Source organism: Anaerofustis stercorihominis (assembly GCF_024623185.1).
GTDB lineage: Bacteria > Bacillota > Clostridia > Eubacteriales > Anaerofustaceae > Anaerofustis.
Genome location: NZ_JANJZK010000016.1, coordinates 1 through 20,696, shown reverse-complemented (window position 1 = coordinate 20,696; position 20,696 = coordinate 1). Strand labels below are relative to the sequence as shown.

The 20,696-nt window shown below is 35.7% G+C and carries 12 protein-coding genes; 7 read left to right on the top strand and 5 right to left on the bottom strand.

The genetic code is table 11. The features are described 5' to 3' along the window. Positions 1 to 1,604: 1,604 nt before the first annotated feature. The 7 genes from tig (at position 1,605) to NSA01_RS08710 (ending at position 12,854) form a co-directional block, all read left to right on the top strand. Positions 1,605 to 2,930 carry a trigger factor gene (gene tig / locus NSA01_RS08740; protein WP_257481088.1) on the top strand — a complete coding sequence of 442 codons (1,326 nt, stop codon included), beginning with the start codon at positions 1,605 to 1,607 and terminating at the stop codon, positions 2,928 to 2,930. Between the two features lie 23 nt (positions 2,931 to 2,953). After that, complete coding sequence (clpP, locus tag NSA01_RS08735) at positions 2,954 to 3,535, top strand: ATP-dependent Clp endopeptidase proteolytic subunit ClpP (protein WP_257481087.1); 582 nt, start codon at positions 2,954 to 2,956, stop codon at positions 3,533 to 3,535. 19 nt (positions 3,536 to 3,554) lie between these two features. Further along, positions 3,555 to 4,817 (top strand): ATP-dependent protease ATP-binding subunit ClpX, encoded by a 1,263-nt coding sequence (clpX, locus tag NSA01_RS08730; RefSeq protein ID WP_257481086.1) that lies wholly within the window; start codon positions 3,555 to 3,557, stop codon positions 4,815 to 4,817. Positions 4,818 to 4,908: 91 nt separating this feature from the next. After that, complete coding sequence (locus NSA01_RS08725) at positions 4,909 to 5,643, top strand: TrmH family RNA methyltransferase (RefSeq protein ID WP_257481085.1); 735 nt, start codon at positions 4,909 to 4,911, stop codon at positions 5,641 to 5,643. 101 nt (positions 5,644 to 5,744) lie between these two features. Further along, on the top strand, positions 5,745 to 8,138 hold the full coding sequence (locus NSA01_RS08720) for a glucosaminidase domain-containing protein (protein WP_257481084.1): 2,394 nt from the start codon (positions 5,745 to 5,747) through the stop codon (positions 8,136 to 8,138). A 114-nt stretch (positions 8,139 to 8,252) separates the two neighbouring features. Further along, positions 8,253 to 10,628, top strand: a complete 2,376-nt coding sequence (locus tag NSA01_RS08715) for a glucosaminidase domain-containing protein (protein WP_257481083.1) — start codon at positions 8,253 to 8,255, stop codon at positions 10,626 to 10,628. Positions 10,629 to 10,745: 117 nt separating this feature from the next. Then, a complete protein-coding gene (locus tag NSA01_RS08710; protein ID WP_257481082.1) occupies positions 10,746 to 12,854 on the top strand; it encodes a sensor domain-containing phosphodiesterase in 2,109 nt (702 codons plus the stop codon). Positions 12,855 to 12,891: 37 nt separating this feature from the next. Here NSA01_RS08710 and pheT read toward each other — a convergent pair whose 3' ends face one another. From pheT to NSA01_RS08685, 5 genes are read right to left on the bottom strand one after another with little or no spacing between them, the layout of a single operon-like run. Then, the gene (pheT, locus tag NSA01_RS08705) at positions 12,892 to 15,276 is read right to left on the bottom strand and encodes a phenylalanine--tRNA ligase subunit beta (protein ID WP_257481081.1); all 2,385 of its coding nucleotides are present in this window, start codon (positions 15,274 to 15,276) and stop codon (positions 12,892 to 12,894) included. A 12-nt stretch (positions 15,277 to 15,288) separates the two neighbouring features. Further along, positions 15,289 to 16,308 carry a phenylalanine--tRNA ligase subunit alpha gene (gene pheS / locus NSA01_RS08700; RefSeq protein ID WP_257481080.1) on the bottom strand — a complete coding sequence of 340 codons (1,020 nt, stop codon included), beginning with the start codon at positions 16,306 to 16,308 and terminating at the stop codon, positions 15,289 to 15,291. A 25-nt stretch (positions 16,309 to 16,333) separates the two neighbouring features. Next, positions 16,334 to 17,509 carry an NAD(P)-dependent malic enzyme gene (locus tag NSA01_RS08695; RefSeq protein WP_257481079.1) on the bottom strand — a complete coding sequence of 392 codons (1,176 nt, stop codon included), beginning with the start codon at positions 17,507 to 17,509 and terminating at the stop codon, positions 16,334 to 16,336. A 10-nt stretch (positions 17,510 to 17,519) separates the two neighbouring features. Continuing rightward, complete coding sequence (locus NSA01_RS08690; RefSeq protein ID WP_257481078.1) at positions 17,520 to 19,352, bottom strand: substrate-binding domain-containing protein; 1,833 nt, start codon at positions 19,350 to 19,352, stop codon at positions 17,520 to 17,522. Positions 19,353 to 19,362: 10 nt separating this feature from the next. Next, positions 19,363 to 20,526, bottom strand: coding sequence for a molybdopterin molybdotransferase MoeA (locus NSA01_RS08685; protein ID WP_257481077.1), 1,164 nt, complete (start codon positions 20,524 to 20,526; stop codon positions 19,363 to 19,365). Positions 20,527 to 20,696 lie beyond the last annotated feature (170 nt).

Below are 20,696 nucleotides of genomic sequence, written 5' to 3'. Positions count from 1 at the left end.
AAAGGACATCACTTAATCGCCGTGATGGCTTTTAACGCGACTGGATTTTCTCTGAAAATCTACCCGATTTTCAGGAAACAGTCGCTCTCCCAACTCTTTAAAAACAAAGTCTTATCTTAAAAAAAATAAAACCTTTCAATAACAAGAAAAAAGTATTTGAAGTAATTACAGGTAACAATCAATAAAATTTATATTTTGCAAAAAAACTGCCGAGCCCCTCTTTTATGGAAAAGATAGTTTTTTATATCATATCTATTTTCAATGCTCAATGACACTATTACTGTTAAAAATTCAAATAAATCTTATCAAGTTTAATTCGTTAAACTTAGATATGCTTTGGCATATAAATGAACAATAATACTTATAAAGTTGTTTTACCAAAATTTAATCAGATTTATTATTAATTATAAAATTCAATAAAAACCAAGACTTTAATTTATTTACAAATTTCTTTATATCATCTCTTCCATAAATTTTAAACAGCCTCTGCCCCGCAAAAAATCTTATTCATTCTTATTTTATATAAATTTTTTCATATTACTATCTAAAATTTTAAATTTCAAAATATAATAATACACAAACTCGGTAATGTGAATTTCCTTTTAAGTGTTTCCGATGAGACCATTTAAAACGACTTTGACCTACATAAAGTATTGAAATATTAAAATAAGCTTTTGATTGCTTATTCCTTGAAAACAACCTCTACTTACCCCCTAGGCAAAATTGCCTATACCCCTATGCAAAAATGAGGGTACCCCCTAGGCAAAAACGTCAAAGATAATAGTATAACGTATAATATTATAAAAGAATATATATCCATAAAAAAATGGAGTTTATATAAAAAGTTCACTTACTTAAAAACATAATACTCCCCTATCAAAAATTAGGGTACCCCTACTCAAAAATTGGAGTACCCCCCTATCAAAAATTGTGGAGATAATAATATAAGATAAATAATATAAAAGAATATATTTAACGATAGAAAACAATAATAAGAAAAATCACCCCATATCAATAATGATAATACTCCCTTATAAAAAATGATTAGGATAATAATATAATAATAAAAATATAAAAGGATATATATCCATAAAAAACATATCCAGATAATATTCATCTGAAATATAAAGCAATGATTTTACTATGTAAACCAAAGCAAATTTCTAAAATGTATCTTTCCTAAATTTTTTAGATTTTAAATTTTATATTCAAATGCTTTAATTTATTGATTTACATGAATTTTTACCGCACAATCAATAATTCATTACAATCATCCGTTCATTGATAAATATTAAAAAAATAAACTTTATCAACAAAAAACGACATTTTTATTATCAAAATTTAATATTATTATAATCCTAATATAATGATTTATATTTAGTATATGTTAAATACCATTGATAAAAATATTGGTCAAACAGTGTATATTATGACTTGAAAGCTGCGTTTTGTTAACAAATTGCAGAAAAATTGACTTAGGTTTTTAAAATATCCTTTTTTTTACAAATATATGTAAACAAAAGCCTTTTAAATCTTGAATTTCTGATTAATTATGATATAATACTATTTTGAGTTAGAATGGGACTTAGGAGGTAAAAATATAAATGAGTTCAATATTAGATAAGAAAGAAAACAACGTGGCAACAATCACAATAACAGTTACCGCAGAAGATTTTAGCAAGGCCCTTGATGCTGCATACAAAAAAAACAGAGGTAAGTTCAACATCGATGGTTTCAGAAAAGGAAAAGCCCCAAGAAAGATTATTGAAAACAGATACGGCGAAGGCGTATTCTTTGAAGATGCATTAGACGAAGCATTCCCATCAGAATACGAAAAAGCTATAGAAGAACATGATTTAAAACCTGTAAACATGCCTGCAATGACAAAGTTAGACAGTATAAGCAAAGAAGAAGGTGCTACATTTACTATTGAAGTTGAATTGGAACCTGAATTCGAACTTGGCGAATATAAAGGTATCGAAATCTACTCTACAGAGTATGAAGCTACAGACAAAGACGTAGAAGACGAACTTGAAAGAGTAAGAGAACAAAACGCAAGATTAGTAAGCGTTGAAGATACCGAAGCTAAAGACGGCGACACAGTGATAATAGACTTTGACGGATATGTGGGAGATGAACCTTTCGAAGGCGGAAAAGGCGAAAACTATCCGTTGGTTCTCGGAAGCAATTCTTTCATCCCGGGATTCGAAGATCAGCTTATAGGTAAAAAAGCCGGAGAAGAAACAGAGGTAAACGTTACTTTCCCTGAAGAATACCATGCCGCTGAACTTGCGGGAAAAGACAGCGTATTCAAAGTAAAGATACACGAAGTAAAAGCTAAAGAACTTCCAGAGCTTGACGATGATTTCGCAGCCGACGTAAGTGAATTCGATACTTTGGACGAATACAAAGAAAGCTTAAAGAAAACTATAAAAGAACAAAGAGAAAACAATCTTAAAGGCGCTGCTATCAATACTATTATCGAAGAAGTATGCAAGAATACTGAAATCGATATCCCTAAATGTATGATAGACAGAAAGACAGAAGACGTTAAGGCTCAGTTCGAACAGCAGATAATGCAAAGCGGTATCGACCCAAAAACATACTACGAAATAATGAAACAGCAAAACGAAGGAAAAAGCGAAGCTGATTTCGATGCACTGTTCGTTGAACAAGCTGAACATGATGTAAAACAAGACTTGGTATTAAATAAATTAATGGAAGTTGAAAGTTTTGATGTAAGTGACGAAGAAAAAGAAGCGGAATATGAAAACTTCGCAAAAGCTTACAACCAAAAGGTTGAAGACTTTAAGAAAGTCCTTGACGAAGCTACGGAAAATTACATCGAAAACTTCATCAAACAAAGAAAACTTTTCGATTTCCTAATTGAAAATGCTAAGGTTAGAGAAGAAGAAAAAGAAGAAAAATAAACCTAAATTCGGAGGTAATTTTTATGCCATTAATCCCAATGGTAGTAGAAAATGAAGGAAGAGCCGAACGCTCTTACGATATCTACTCTCGTTTACTTAAAGACAGAATAATATTTCTCTCAGGAGAAATAAACGACGACGTGGCTAATTTAGTGGTAGCGGAAATGCTATTCTTAGAGTCACAGGACAGCGAAAAAGAGATACAGTTATATATCAACTCCCCGGGCGGAAGCGTTACTGCGGGAATGGCTATATATGACACTATGAATTATATCAAATGCGATGTATCGACGATTTGTATCGGTATGGCTGCATCTATGGGAGCATTCCTCTTAGCATGCGGTGAAAAAGGTAAGAGAATAGCTCTGCCAAGCAGTGAAATAATGATACATCAGCCCCTAGGCGGTTTTCAGGGACAAAGCAGCGATGTAGAGATCCACGCAAAAAGACTCTTAAAGACAAGAGAAGATATTAATAAGATACTTAGTAAAAGAACGGGAAAAACACTTAAAACAATCGAAAAAGATACAGACAGAGATAACTTTATGACTGCTAAAGAGGCTATGGAATACGGTCTTATAGATAAAGTCATAGAAAAAAGATAAATAAGAAAGGAGCTATTATATGAGTGACGAAAACAAAACTTACGAAGAGCAGAATCATTGTTCATTTTGCGGAAAGACCCAATCGGAAGTCAAGAGTTTGGTAGCTGGACCGGGAGTATTTATATGTAACGAATGTGTTGCACTTTGCAGCGAAATGTTCAGCGAAACATTTTACGATGATGACAATAACGAATTTGTTAATGACTTAGCTCCAAATCTTAATGATGTAGAAAAACCTAACAAAATCAAAGAATTATTGGATGAATATGTAATCGGCCAGGACGATGCTAAAAAGACTTTAGCCGTTGCGGTTTATAATCACTATAAGAGAATAAGCGTAATAGAAAACAGTGATGATAAAGATTCGGATGTAGAACTTCAAAAAAGCAATATCTTACTAACAGGACCGACGGGAAGCGGTAAAACACTTCTTGCTTCAACACTGGCAAAGATATTAAAAGTACCTTTTGCGATTGCGGATGCCACTGCGCTTACGGAAGCGGGATATGTAGGTGAAGACGTTGAAAACATCTTACTCAGACTTATCCAGGCTGCAGATTATAACGTGGAAATGGCACAAAAAGGGATAATATATATCGACGAAATCGATAAGATTGCCAGAAAAAGCGAAAACACATCTATTACGAGAGATGTAAGCGGTGAAGGTGTACAGCAGGCACTCCTTAAAATACTTGAAGGAACAACTGCCAACGTTCCCCCTCAGGGCGGAAGAAAACATCCTCATCAGGACTTCATTCAAATAGATACCAAAGATATATTATTTATCTGCGGAGGTGCTTTCGACGGTCTGGACGAAGTTGTAAAGAAAAGACTTGGAACTCATTCAATGGGCTTCGGCAACGATATCACCGGAGTCAAGGATAAATCCACAGACGATTTATTTAGCCTTGCACAGCCTCAGGACTTCGTGAAATACGGTCTCATCCCCGAACTTGTGGGCAGACTTCCTATAAGTGCTTCACTTAAAAAGCTTGATGAAAAAGCTCTTGTTAATATCCTGACAAAACCTAAGAATGCTTTGGTAAAACAATATAAATATTTACTAAGCTTAGACGATGTAGATTTACACTTTGATAAAGATGCTGTAGAACTTATCGCAAAGGAAACCGTCAAGAGAGAAACCGGAGCGAGAGGGCTTAGAAGTATCCTCGAAGACATCATGCTGGACGTTATGTACGAAGCACCAAGCAGCGAAGATGTAAAAGAACTTACCGTGACCAAAGAAATGGTAAAAGAAGCTTTTGATAAGAAAGCTCAGTAATAAAAAAGGACATATATATGTCCTTTTTTATTTTGTTTACATTTACGGTAAAAATAGTTATAATGATATGAGAAAATCAAAGAGGAAAGCAATGATAACATCAAAGACAAATAAAATAATCAAACTTATAAAGAGTCTGGAAAAAAAGAAATATCAGGATAAATATGGACTTTTTATCCTTGAAGGAATAAAGTTCGTAAACGACGCACTGGAAAATAAGACCCATATCATAAAATATATAATAACTACCGAAGAATACACCGAGGAGTATAAAAATGCTATTGAAGTGGATAATGAAATATTCAAATACATCTCCTCTACAAAAACCCCTCAGGGAGTGCTTGCGGTCATAGAAACAAAGCACTCTGATATAAATGATATAAATGAAAATGACAACATATTATATTTAGACAGAGTGCAGGACCCCGAAAACGTGGGAGGGCTTATAAGGAGCAGTGTGTGTACGGATTTTGACGGAGTGGTATTAAACGCTTCAGCCTCCCCTTTCCTTAATAAAGCAGTAAGAGCGAGTGCGGGAAGCATAATAAACACTAAAATAATCTTGGATGAAGATTATAAAATATTAAAAACATTAAAAGAAAAAGGATTTGACATAATAGCTTCCACCTTGAACGGAAGAGAAAATATAAAACTAAATAATAATAACAACGTTTTGATAGTGGGGAACGAAGGAAACGGGATAAGCGATGAATGTTTAAAATATGCCACAAAGGAAGTAAAGATACCAATGAGCGGTAAATGCGAATCACTGAATGCAAACGTCAGCGGTTCCATATTGATGTACAAAATCTATGGTTTCCTGTAAAATTTAACCAAAAAGAGTCATAGGCTCTTTTTTTATTGTAAATATTTGTCGAATATTGTATAATTTAGTAAATACTGCCTTTTGGAGGAACGAAACAAAATATGAAAGCAATAAAGAAAATAAGCATAATTCTAATAATCCTATTTATCACATCCGTATCGGGAAGCGTTTTCGCCGAAGATATGAATATGGATATAACTTACGATGTGCCGTCTCAGGCTAATGAATCGGAAACAAACAGTAATGAAAAAGAAAACAGAGAATCCTATTCCATGGAAGAAGGGAAAAAAGCGGAAAATCCGGAGGAGAGCACGGAACAAGCACCGAAAATGGCTCGTGCAGCAGCCGTAAATAATTTTAACGTATGCCGTGCTTACGGTTCAAAGAAAAAATCTTCCGATAAAAATGCGACCGTAACGAGCTTCCAGACATTAAAAAGCTTTCCAAGCTTCGATTCCGCAATGAGTTATATGAATTCTCAGTATAATACATATAATTCTCAGAATAAGTCTTCTTATGCCAACGGACTTTGTATAACAAATAAATCGGGAAAAATCATTGCAATGAAAAAAGGAAGAGCATTTGCGACTCCAAGCGGTGCAACGATGAATATAGGAAGCACATATATAACGTCCAATCATGAACTGTATTATTATTCAGCAAAAGCAAATACATCAACACAGGCCAGCGTAAACGTGGGTATAAGCGGAGAAACGGGATATGTATCATCTTCAAACCTTACTTTGATCCCCGAAACGGTTATACTCCAGGTCTATAAAAGTGCAAACAGCGGAGGAAGAAGATACAACCGAAGTTACTATTCAAGAAACTCTGCGGGAGAGCTTGTGCATACATACTATACGATATCAAGTGCGGGAGGTCAGACCGGCGACGGCATAAGCTTCGTAGTCGATAAAGCACCTTCATTCATGAAAGCAGGTACGAGATATTACAGTATGAACGGATATGACTTTTACACGGGAGCATATCTGACTGGAAAAGCCGGAACATATCATCCATACTTTAAAAACCTTCCATATAGGACCAAAAGCCATTATTCCGCTTCGCAGTTTGACAGCAGGATAAAAAGTTATTCAAGTAAAAGTATTCTAAGAGGATGCGGTAAGGATCTAATAACAGCACAAAATACATATGGTATAAACGCTCTTCTTGAATTATCCTTTGCAAATTTAGAGAGTGCATACGGGACAAGCGGTTATGCCATATCAAGAAAAAATTTATTTGGTATAGCGGCTACGGATTCAAACCCTGACGGAGCAACGTATTTCAAATCTGCGGGAGACTGCATTATAAGACATGCATCAAGATATCTCTCACAGGGTTACTTCGATGCAGAAACCGACTCCAGATATTTCGGGACTTCACCGGGGAGTAAAGATATCGGAGTAAATGTAAAATATGCATCAGACCCTTACCACGGAGAAAAAATAAGCGGTATCGCATATACGCAGGATAAGAACATGGGTTCCAGAGATTACGGAGTTTATACCATAGGTAAAACCAAGACCGCTGCATACATTTATAAAAAAGCATCTACTTCAGGCGGTTCTTTCCATAGACTAGGGACGAAAGGTTCTTCTGCGCCGGCGGGAATGACGGTTGCTATTATCGGTACCAGCGGAAATTACTATAAAGTCCAAACAGATATGGGCGTTGTAAAGAACTCGGCAAATTATAAAAATAAGTATGACTTTGCATCAAGCGTAGGATATGTTCAAAAAAGTCAAGTGACAGTTATAAGAGAAGGCAGCGGGAACATACCTTCAAGTAAACCTTCTTCATCAGGTTCAAATTCAAATGCAAGTTCCGGCTCAAAGCCTAGCACAAGTTCAAAATTAAGCTTAGGCATAAGCAAAATGGCGGTAAGACCGTATACAAGCTACGGATTTGTTCCGGGATATAAAAACAATATGACTTTCAGCTGTTATGCAAAGACGAATAAAAAGAATACAAAATATGAAGTAAGGATATATAACTCTAAAAAGAAAAGATTAAAAGTTATATCTAAAACTATAAATAAATCGGGAAATGTTACTATTTCATGGAACGGAAAAATAGGAAGCAGATACTTAAGCAGAAGCAGTAAAGGGACTAAATATTACGTAAGGCTTTATGTGAAAAACGGAAGCAAATATGTAACATCTCCGCTTTACTCATTTAAAGCTTATAATACAGCGACATCAATGAAAGCTAATATTACACGAACAACGATAAAAGCGGGAGAATCGACAGTTATGGCATGTTATCCAAACAGACCCGGAACATCTTTTATAAGAGTATATACACTGGGAGGTTCGTGTGTTGCTGATTATTCTTTTACAAATAAAAGTTCGGGCGCAAGAAGAGCAGCATCCTTTAAAGGTTACGGGAATTACGGGAAATATAAAAATAAAAAGCTCAAAGGTACTTATAAAGTAAGATTTATCCATGGAAGTTATAAATACACTTATACTAAAAGATTAATCATAAAATAAAAAGACACTTTTAAAGTGTCTTTTTTTTCCTTTTATGCCAATTTCATCTTAATGTTCAAAATCTTTTTTATGATTGTATAATTTTATTATTAAAAAAACATAAGGAGAAATTTTATGAAAATAGGTAAAAGGATAATTCTCATTTTATTATTATTCCTTATCCCCTCATTCAGTATAAATGCAAAGGATTTAAACACTTTGGACATCCCCGATTTCGTAAAGAACGAAGCAAACAACGAAAGTAAATATAAAGGGGATGAAATACCAAGGGAGTATTTAAATAGCAAGAATAAAAACACGAAAGCAGTTTCCAAAAATTTTCATGTGGCATATGCTTATGCGGCAAAAAACAAATCTTCGGACAAATACCCTACCCTAGTCAAATTTAACAAGTTAAAGACATACGGTACCTTTGGAAGTGCAAAAAATTCGATGAATTCTATGTATACCGAGTATAAGAACAAAAACTCAAGCGAATATACAAAAAAAGCTAACGGATTGGTGATATTGAACGACAGCGAAAAAATAATCGATATGAAGCTGGGTAAAGCTTATATTTCGGTGAACTCCGCTATCATCACACTGGATAAGAACTACGGTTCCTCGGCACCATACATACCTACCAACCACGAAGTATACTACTACGGTGCAGAGAATAAAAACAACCTTTCATCTTCAACCTGCAAAATAGGTATAAGCGGGATAACAAACTATACCTCTTCGGATAATCTTACATTTATCCCCGAAGCGGTCTTGAGCGATACATATCTATCGGCTTCAAACTCTCAAAAGAAATACTCTGCGGGATATTATTACGTAAATTCGAACAGAGAACTCTATCACTACGTATCCATACTCACCGACCCAAGCGTCTCATCAAAGTATGAAAGCGGTGAAAAATCATCACTGCAAAGTTTTATTGTAGACAAGGCTCCTTCTTTCATGAAGACCGATACAAGATATTACAGCATGGACGGAGTAAACTTTTATACCTCAAAATATTTAAGCTCTTCGTCGAAAGTGGGTACCCACTACCCCTACTATACCTATCTTTCCTATAGGACAAAAACAAACTACACAAAAGACGATTTAAATAAGAGGATAAATACTTATCCGAGCAATTCAAAACTCAAAAATCAAGGCGGGACGCTCATAGATGTTCAAAATAAATATGGGATAAATGCTCTTATGGAACTCGCTTTTGCAAATCTGGAAAGCGGATACGGGACCAGCAGTTATGCTATAAATAAAAACAACCTCTTTGGAATAGCGGCATACGACGAAAACCCCGACAATGCATATTCCTTCGAAAGTCCGAAGAAATGCATAGAAGAACACGCCTACAGACATTTAAGCAGGGCTTACTTCGATGCAAATTCCGATTTCAGATATTACGGTTCTTCTCCGGGAAACAAAAAAATAGGAGTAAACGTAAAATATGCTTCCGACCCTTATCACGGAGAGAAAATAGGCGGAGTTGCCTATACTCAAGATAAAAATATGGGAAGCAAAGACTATGAAAAATATACTATCGGAGTAACCAATAAGACAGCAAATGTACATGAAAAACCTTCATCAGGAAGTAAAGTATTTTATAAATTATCAAATAAAAACCTAAACGAACCTATCGGAATGCCCGTGGTTATACTGGGAACGAGCGGCGAATATTATAAAGTCCAAAGCGACATGGGAGTTAAAAGCGGCAATGTAAATTTTGAGAACTTATATAATCATAACGACTCCGTGGGATACGTTTTAAAGAACAGTATAGATATAGTAAGAAAGGGAAAATCAAGCACATCCTCAAACAATGCAGACAAACTCACGATTTCATCTATAAAGATAAGTCCCGCCCCAAGTTACGGATTTACTCCGGGATATGGAAATAATCTAAAAGCCGAAGGAAAAATATATTCGAACAAAAAGAATGCTAAGCTTGAACTTCAGGTATACAACACAAAGAAACAATTAGTCGCAAAGAAAAGCATTACAAAGCCGAAGACGGGAACGACATCCGAAAAGATTTTCTGGGACGGAAAAGCAACTAAAGGAAATAAAGCGGGATACAAAACGGGAAGCTACGTAAAAAGAAGTTCATCGGGAACGAAGTATATGATTAAATTCGTCTTGTCAACATCATCAAAGAGCGTCAAATCAAAGGAATATACCATAAAAGCCTATAATAAAGCTACAAGACTAAGTACGAAGATTACAAAGACAACTGTCAAGAGAAAAAAATCCACGATACTGTCAATGAAACCAAACAGACCGGGAACGAGTTATATAAGGATTTATAATTCAAAAGGAAAGATGGTATTCAATAAAGGTTTTTATTATCAAAAAGCAAATAAAAAACTGGCTGTTTCATTCAAAGGTTACGGAAACTATGGTAAATATAATAAAAAACTGCTTTCAAAAGGAAAGTACACTGTCAAGTTTATTCATGGAAGCTACAGTTACAAATATCCTAAAAAAATAACATTAAAATAGAAAAATGTAATTATTTAGTGAAAGTGTGCGAAATTTGTACACTTTCTTTTTGAGTTGATATATAATGATATATAAGAATAAAAGGAGAAGGCAGGTTTTACTGCTTAAAAATATAAAATGAAATACGAAGAAATATGTTCGCTAATACTCAATGAAATGGACAATTTAATATATATAAGCGATATGGATAAATTTGAACTCATCTATATGAATGAGACTGCAAAAGAAAAATTTAATATTGATAAAAAAGAAATTTATCAAGGTCAAAAATGTTATAAAGTTTTGCAGGGTCTAGATTCGCCGTGTCCTTTTTGTACCAATAATTTGATCAACGAAGAATCTTTTTATACGTGGGAAACTTATAATCCCCTGCTTAAAGAATACTTTATTGTAAGAGATAAGATCATAGATGTAGACGGTAAAAAAGCAAGGCTCGAAATAGCAACGGACATAACCCAGAAAGAAAGCGAAAAAAGAAAGCTTGAATACGAACTGTACAAAGAAGAGACTATAGTTAAATGTATACAGACTCTTTCTTCCGACGGAAATACCAAAGAAGCTATAAATAAGCTTCTTGAAATAGTCTGCGGATTTTATGAAGGGAACCGTGCATATATATTTGAAATCGATTATGAAAACAAAGTTTTTTCAAACTCATACGAATACTGCACAAAAGACGTTACCAAAGAAATAGATAATCTTCAAAAGCTTCCGATATCCCTTATAGATGACTGGATAACGCAGTTCAACAACGAAGGAGAATTCTATATTTCGGCATTGGATAAAAAATATGATAAAAGTTCTCCGGCATATAAAATATTATCGGATCAGGGAATTGAAAGCCTGATTGCAGCTCCTTTAATAAAAGACGGGCAAATAACGGGGTTTCTCGGAGTGGACGACCCTAAGAAAAATATAAACGACCTTACGCTTATAAAGACACTGACTTACTTTATAATGAACGATATAGACAAAGGAAAACTCCTTCAGACTTTAAATAAAATGAGCTATTACGATGCTCTGACAAATCTTGGAAACAGAAATCACTATATTAATGTAATAGAACATTTTAACGAAAATCCCCCTGAAAATATAGGAATAGTCTATATAGACGTAAACGGACTTAAACTGGTAAATGACAATTACGGTCACGACTACGGAGATGTGCTTTTAAAACAAACGGCGGAGCTCTTAAAAAAAGTATATGACAAACATGTATTCAGAGTGGGCGGTGACGAATTCGTCGCACTTTGTCCAAACACCGAAAAGCATGAATTCGATAAAACAGTCGCTAAATTAAGAAAGCTTTTAAAAAACGAGGAAGAGATAAACATATCCATCGGTGCCGTATGGGATGAGGGTACAAACGAACTGGAAAAACTAATCAAGAATGCGGATAATCTAATGTATCTCGAAAAGCAGTCTTATTACAAATCAAACCTTGTAAAAGAACACAATTACCGCTCGGAAGTTTCAAAGAAACTCATAAGAGAAATAGCTGACAATAAATTTACCATATTGCTTCAGCCTCAGATAGAAACTTCCACGGGCAGGATATCAGGGGCCGAAGCGTTGGTAAGAAAAATAGATGACGACGGAAGTCTGATAACCCCCGACAAATTCATTTCTTCTTATGAAGCGAAGAATATCATAAGGCATGTCGATTTATTCGTCTTGGAAAGCGTATGTAAGATACTTGACAAATGGAGAAGTGAAAAGAGACCTTTTATAGCAATCAGCATAAATATATCCAGAGTCACGGTTATGGAATATAAAATAATCGATAAGATATGCAGTATTTGTGACCATTACGATATACCTCACAGTCTTATAAATATAGAAGTAACGGAAAGCATTTCCAAGATGAGTGACGCTGTCCTGTTTGAAAAAATAAAAAGGTTCAGAAAAGAAGGCTTTACCATATCTCTCGATGACTTCGGCTCCGATTACTCAAACTTATCCATACTTACGAAGATAGAGTTTGATAACTTAAAGATAGATAAGAGCATAATAGACAATATCAATTCAAACCCTAATGCAAGGATAATAATAGAACACGTGATAGATATGTGCAAACACATAGAAAAGACAAAGACAGTTGCTGAAGGCGTTGAGACGAAAGAACAATTCGATATGCTGGAAAATTATAAATGCGATTATATTCAAGGATATTACTTCTCGAAACCCTTAACGGTGGAAGAATTTGAAAATAAATATATGAATTAAAAAAAGGTACTTTTTAGTACCTTTTTTATTATTTATACTATCTTAATTTTGCATTTAGATTTTCGTCTAAAGCTTTTACTATCTTAGAGAAAGTAACGTCGATCTCTTCGTCGGTAAGGGTCCTGTCTTCAGCTCTGAAGTTAAGAGCAGCCGCAACTGATTTCTTACCCTGACCTACCTGTTCTCCTGTGAACACATCGAACACTTCGGCTTTTACAAGATATTTCCCCCCGGCTTTCTTGATTTCATCTATTATTTCTCCTGCGTAGACATCTTCATCCACGACTACGGCGATATCTCTTTCAAGAGCAGGGAATTTAGGAAATTCCTTGAATACCACTTCCCTATCGTAAAGTTCGATTATGGTCTTGACATCGAGCTCAGCAACCACGACGTCTTCTTTAAGGTTGTATTTCTTTAAAAGTATCGGATGTACATTTCCGATATATCCGATTATCTTGTCATCTATACATACATAAGCACTTCTTGAAGGATGAAGCATATTTTCCTCTGCTTTGATGAATTTGACGCCCTTTATCCTGAACTTATTGAATAAGTATTCAACGATACCTTTTATTTCAAAGAAATCGGTATTGTATTTACCTATAACAAGGTGTTCCTTTTGAAGAGGAAGTCCAAGCTCATCGAATTTATCGTTAAAGAATACATTCCCCACTTCAAACAACACTCTTTCTTTGTTCTTCCTTGAATAGTTGAAAGAAAGTGCTTCAAGCATACTTACCATCATGCTGGTCCTCATGTATGCGGTGTCTTCACCGAGAGGATTTATTACCTTTAAGTATTTGCTTCTTATATCGGTTTCATCAAAACCCAGTTCATCCAGCTTTTCTTTTGACGTGAACGTATAAGTAAGGGTTTCGAGAGCACCTGCGGCAACGAGAGCGTCCTTAAGAGCGTTTTTGTCCCTGTAGTAGGCATTCTTCTCACTTATATGATTTGAGCTTTCCATGAGGGTACTAGGGAGGTTATTGTATCCGTACATCCTCGCGATATCTTCTATTACATCTTCTTTGATATTCACATCATCTCGAAGCATAGGAGCCGTGATACTTATTATGTCCCCGTTAAGTTTAGGTTCGAAGTTCAGTAAATCGAGAAGCTTTATCTGTTCTTCCGCAGAGATATCGCTTCCAAGAAGTTTATTTACATCTCTGTAATCTATATCCATTTTGACAGGTTCCTTTTCATAGAAGTTTTCATCAATAAGACCTTCAACTAGTTCGCACGCCCCTATTTCAACGAGCAGTGCAGCCGCTCTGTCTATGGCGTATCTGGTTATAAGAGGATTTATCCCCTTTTCATAGTGTGCGGAAGCTTCGCTTCTAAGCCCGAACTTTCTCGATGTCCTTCTGATAGAGTTTTTATTGAAGTTAGCGGATTCTATGACGATATTCTTCGTATCGTCGTCTACTACGGAATTAGCCGCACCCATTACTCCGGCAACGCATACTCCCCTGTTTTCGTCGTTGATAAGGAGCATTTTATCGTCCAGTTCTCTTTCGATATTATCGAGAGTTACCATAGTTTCTCCGTCTTTTGCGGTATCTACGATTATCTTATGTCCCTCTAATTTATCGTAGTCGAACATATGAAGAGGCTGACCAAGTTCAAGCATAACGTAGTTTGAAACGTCTACTATATTTGAAATAGGTCTTATACCGCACGCCATAAGTCTCTTCTGCATCCATAAAGGAGAGTCTTCGACCTTCTTTACTCTAAGCAATCTTGCACAGTAAAGCTTGCATAAATCGGTGTTTTTTACTTCAACGCTCAATTTATCCTTTATATCATTACTCTTATCTTCTATCTTAAAATCGGGCATTATGAACTTTTCGCCCATGGTCGCCCCTGCTTCGTAAGCCATACCGAGGATAGAATTACAGTCCTGTCTGTTGTTTGTAAGCTCGAAGTCGATAACATATTCGTCAAGTCCGAGAGCTTCTTTTGCATCTATACCGAGAGGAACCTCATTTGAGAAAATATATATCCCGTCTTCCATGTTCTTTGGAATAATGCTTGAGCTCATTCCAAGCTCCTGTCCCGAGCAAAGCATACCGAAAGACTCCACACCTCTAAGCTTCGCTTTTTTAAGCTTCATACCGCCCGGAAGCTTTGCACCTACTTTTGCAAAAGGGACTATATCCCCCTCTTTTACGTTGTTCGCTCCGGTTACTACTTGATACTCTTCTTCTCCGTCAAACATGGTGCATATTATAAGCTTCTCCGCATTCTCATGAGGAGTTATCTTATTTATCTTCGCTGTCACTACATTTTCTATACCCTCCCCGAGGTAAGTCACGGTTTCAACCATGGAACCGCTCATCGTCATCATTTCGGCGAATTCATTTATATCTTTATCTATATTTACATATTCTTTAAGCCAATTTATTGGTACTAACATTCTCTATCCTCCTTAAAATTGAGTCAATAACTCTGTGTCGTTTCCGAAAAGCAGTCTTAAGTCCTTGATACCGTACTTAAGCGTAGTCATCCTGTCTAGTCCCGCTCCAAAGGCAAAACCGGTATAAACGTCAGGATCTATCCCGCATGCTCTAAGTACGTTTGGATGAACCATACCGCAGCCCAGTATCTCTATATATCCCGAACCTTTACATACATTACATCCCTTGCCCTTACATACTACGCATGTTGCGTCCATTTCCGCACTTGGCTCCGTAAAGTAGAACTGATGAGGTCTGAACCTTGTTTTCGTGTCTTCCCCGTAGAGTTTCTTAACTACGTATTCCAAAGTCCCCTTAAGGTCAGCCATTGTTATACCCTTGTCTATTATAAGTCCCTCGATTTGGTGGAACAAAGGAGAATGAGTGGCGTCTATTTCGTCTGTCCTGTAAACTTTTCCCGGAGCTATTACCTTGATAGGAAGCTCCTGCTCTTTCATGGTCCTTACCTGAACGGGAGAAGTCTGAGTCCTTAGGCAGTTACCCCCCTCAACGTAGAATGTATCGCTTTCGTCTCTTGAAGAATGGTCCAAAGGTACGTTAAGGTTATCGAAGTTATATTTGACTAATTCCACTTCGGGACCTTCCGCAACGCTGAACCCAAGGGATTCGAATATCTCCTGAAGTTCGCCGATAACGTGATATAACGGATGATGATGTCCCGTTAAGACTTCCTTGCCGGGAAGAGTTATATCTATCTTATCCCTCTTTAATTTTTCTTCCATGAGCTTATCTTCTATGGAAGATTTCATCTTATTTAATTCTTCTTCTATATCCGATCTTACTTCGTTTGCAAGCTTACCTATAATAGGTCTTTCTTCCTTACTTAGTCCTCCCATTCCTCTTAGGATAGAAGTAAGTTTCCCTTTCTTGCCGAGAAATTCTATCCTGAAATTTTCCAAATCTTCCAAAGCGTTAAGATTTTGTATTTTTTCTTTAGCTTCTTTGCTGATATTCAATAATTGGTCTTTCACTTTACCCTCCTGAGATAATACTGATTTATTTGATATTTTTTACTATATTTTCTTTTACTGCTTCATCGTAAACAGCCTTTGCAACTGCTGACGCAACCTCTTTATCCAAAGAGGACGGAAGGATATTATGTTCATTCAAGTCCTCTTCTTTAACGAAGTCTGCTATTGCATGAGTAGCCGCTACTTTCATACCCTCGCTTATCTTTGTTGCATAAGCGTCAAGAGCACCCCTAAAGATACCCGGGAATGCCAAAACATTGTTGACTTGATTTTCAAAGTCACTTCTTCCCGTTCCGACAACCCTTGCACCTCCGCTTTTAGCCACGTCGGGCATGATTTCAGGGGTAGGATTTGCCATGGCAAAAATCACGGCGTCATCGTTCATGCTTTCCACCATTTCTTTATCCACAAGGTTACCCTTGGAAACACCGATGAATACATCGGCATTTTTTATCACATCTTTCAAAGTTCCGTCTTCCTTGTTCGGATTGGTTATCTTACTCAGTTCCCTTTGAACGTAGTTGTTATTTTCATCTTCTTTTACCACTCCGTTTATACCGCATACGATAACGTTCTCTGCTCCCAGATTTATAAGCATTTTCGTTATGGCATATCCGGCGGAACCGTCTCCGTTTACAACAATCTTTATTTTATCTATATCTTTATTTACTATTTTTAAAGAGTTTATTATACCCGCTCCCACAACTATCGCAGTGCCGTGCTGGTCGTCGTGAAAGACAGGGATATCCAGCTCTTCCTTGAGCCTTTCTTCCACCTCCACGCATCTCGGTGCCGAGATATCTTCAAGGTTTATTCCCCCGAACACCGGAGAGATAAGTTTAACTGTCTTTACTATATCCTCTACGTCAGTAGAATCTATACATATAGGAAAGGCGTCAACATCACCGAACTCCTTGAATAAAATGGCTTTGCCTTCCATTACCGGAATAGAAGCCTTTGCCCCGATATTTCCAAGTCCCAAAACGGCACTTCCGTCGCTTACCACACCCACTAAGTTTTTCTTTGCGGTGTACTTATATACATTATCCTCATTTTCATGTATCTTTACACAAGGTTCCGCAACGCCGGGAGTATATAAAAGCGATAAGTCCTCGCTTGTCTTTACTTCCTTTTTACTTACTACTTCTATTTTTCCCCTTAAATCTTCATGCAGTTTAAGTGATTTTTCTTTTACATCCATATTACGCTTATTACCTTTCTATCTTAGATATCTTACCTAAATTTTCCGTGTCATAATCATCAGACAAAAATCCTTTTAAGTCTTCGTCTGTAAATATACTTTGTATCATATCCGTCAAAACCTTATCGCTTGAGTTTATAATAAAATCATTTTCCTTTATTATTACCGGGATGAATTTTATGCTCTTATGATTTTTTACTTCTCTCTCACTGATAAAACATATATCTATTTTATCCTCAAGAAGGGCTGACAGCAAGACTTTTTCGTTCTTATATATGTTTTCTTTAAAACCTTTTATATCGCTGATATCAATGTTCTTCGCCTTTAACAGTGCTTCCAAAGACGACCTTGAGAAAGTATTCCTCGGTAAATTTCCTATTTCCAAGTCCTTACTTACTAAATCCGTAACAGATACTATATCAAGATACTTTTTATTTGTGGCAAATCCGTATCTCTCACTCGCACCTTCTATTATAACTTTCCCCTTATTCAAATCCTCTTTGAAATAATCGAATTTATTCTCGAAATCTTTTAAAAAGTATTCCCTGCTTTCGATATAGCTTTCCGATAAAGACTTATCCTTAGACAGTATGAGATTTATTTCATTATTTGAATTTTTGGAGAAGTTTGAAAGACTTGTATTAAAATGATTTTTCCTGCCTGTGAAAAGTATGTTCTTATTTATATCTTTCCTGTCTTTCAAAAGATGTATCTCTACGCTTTCTCCTCTGTTTAAAAGAGTCTGTTTTTCCTTTGTTATAAAGTATCCGTCCGCATTTAAATAATCCGATACCGAGTTTACTTCATGTATGGGAAGTGCATAATAATTTTCATTATATAAAAATAAATTTACAAATACAAAATCCTTACAGTAAGGACTAGAGGGCGTATCGCTTAGAAGTGCGGAATATAAAGTCTTATCCTTTTTTGTATCTCCTACGGTAAGCTTTGAGAGAAATCTCGATACAAAATAATCATATATCATTATAGCAGAGATGTTATCCCCGGGGATACCGAACACCAGGGAGTTTTCTATTTTCCCTAGAATAAAACCGCTTCCCGGATTTATTTTAACACCCCTGAAATAAATCCTTCCCAGCTTAGCCATGGTATCAAATGTATAATCGTTAGTTCCCTCACCCGTCTTACCCAGTATCAAGACTGCGTTAGAGGACATGGACTGTGACTTTATGACCCTTTCGAAGTCCGATTTAACTTCTCTTAATGGTTTTAATATATTTAAATCAACTCTACCTAAGTCCAATTTTCCTTTTAAGATGGCTGAATCGTTATCCAATATTATATTTTTTCTGTCGCTGATTATATCTATCGTTGGTATTATACTTACTCTCGGTTTTCTGTAAACTTTGACTTTTTTTATTCCCGAAGAAATAAGTACTCCCGCTTTTTCACTCGTTATTAAAGTATCCTTATGGTATAAAAAACTTCCTTTCAGAGTATCTTCACCCTTATATTTTATATTCCCGAACATTTTAGGATAGTTATTCAAGTAGAGAGAATATCCTTTATGAATGACATCCTTATTATCTATCACTGCATTGTATTTGTCTTCTACCCTATCCCCTTTGTTCACTTTTTTATAATCATCTATCTTTAATAAAGCTCCTTTTTTACTTAAGCCCTTTATGTTTATACTTACCCCGTCTTTTAGAGCATAATCAAAGCTTGGAACATCTTCCTTTGTATATAAATCTTCGCTTATTACCCTTCCTATTACATCAAAAACAGACACCTCTTCACTCTCTAAGAGAGGCATACTGTTTAACAGTTCGTCAAATAATTCATTGAGTTGTTCAAAAGATATGTCCTTTAGATATTCCATTTTACTTCCTTTACACAAGAGTTACTTTTACGCTTTCGTCTTTTTTTATCTCGTCTTTGTCTTTAGGTATTAATATATATCCATCTGTAGCACTTAAAAACTCGCTCATCAGACTGTCATCTTCTATTATTTCAAAATAATATCCGCTGTCTTTCTTTTCAATCCTAACGGGTTTATATTCATTTATACCTTTCTTGGAAGGTACGTTATAAATACTTTTCGCCTTTATGTATGGTTCATTTTCTTCTATGTTAAGAAAACTGTCTATTACCGGTCTTACGAAAACATTATATAGCAAATATACATCTTTGGGATTGCCGTTTAGGAAGAACACGGGAGTATCATTATGATTTATTATCAAAGTATCTTCTCCCGGAGAAATTAGTATCTCATCGGAATAAACTTTATTTTCTCCAAAGACTTCGGAATAGTCAAAAGACGAACTTACAAGAACGGTAACGATATCGCATTCACTTGAGGCTTTTTCAAGTACTTCAGCAGAACTCTTTTTATCCGCTATCCCGTAAGGAATGCTAATGACATTCTTGTTTTCAAGCTGTGACGATAATATATATGAATTCAAATCTATATCTTTATTCTTTTCCGGCGTTCTAACAATAGTTATATCTTCCCCGAAAGAAATGACTCCAACTTTTACTTTCTTATATACTTCGACCATGAATTCGTTAAGGCTCGCAAGCAGTCCGATATTTAAAGGATTTAACTTGGTATCCTTCTTTAAGACGATGTCCCCGCTTTTTATCTTTGAACCTTTGAAAGAAACACCGTGCCCCTTAGCTATCTCTCGGTTTACCCATATGCTTTTATCTTTTTCTTTTACATATTCTATATCGATAACGCAGTCCGCACCCTTTGGGAGTGCTTCCCCGCTTATTACATATTTTGCTTCGTTATCCTTTATTTGGTCCAAACCCGATATATCAAGAATTATAGGGTCATAATAGTCTGCACCGTAAAGACTTTCGTGGTTTAAAGCGTAGCCTTCTATTTCCGCTCTGTCAAAGCTCGGGATACTGATTTTCGAAACTATATCCGACGCCAAAACGTGATTTAAGCTGTCTTCTATCATAATTATATGCGAACTTCTTTTCCTATTTTCAAAGTCCTTTTTTATTTTATTCAAAACATCATTTACACTGTCGGCTTTAATCATCTTTTTCTCCCAATTTAAGTTAAAATATACACTTTTTTACAAAAAATCATATTTAAAAATTATAGCATAATCCCCTTTTAATTACAACATTGACGATGTTTTCTTTTGCAAAGAAACAAACCACCAAGGGGTTTCACCCCTTACACCCCACCAATATTTTTCCGAAGATA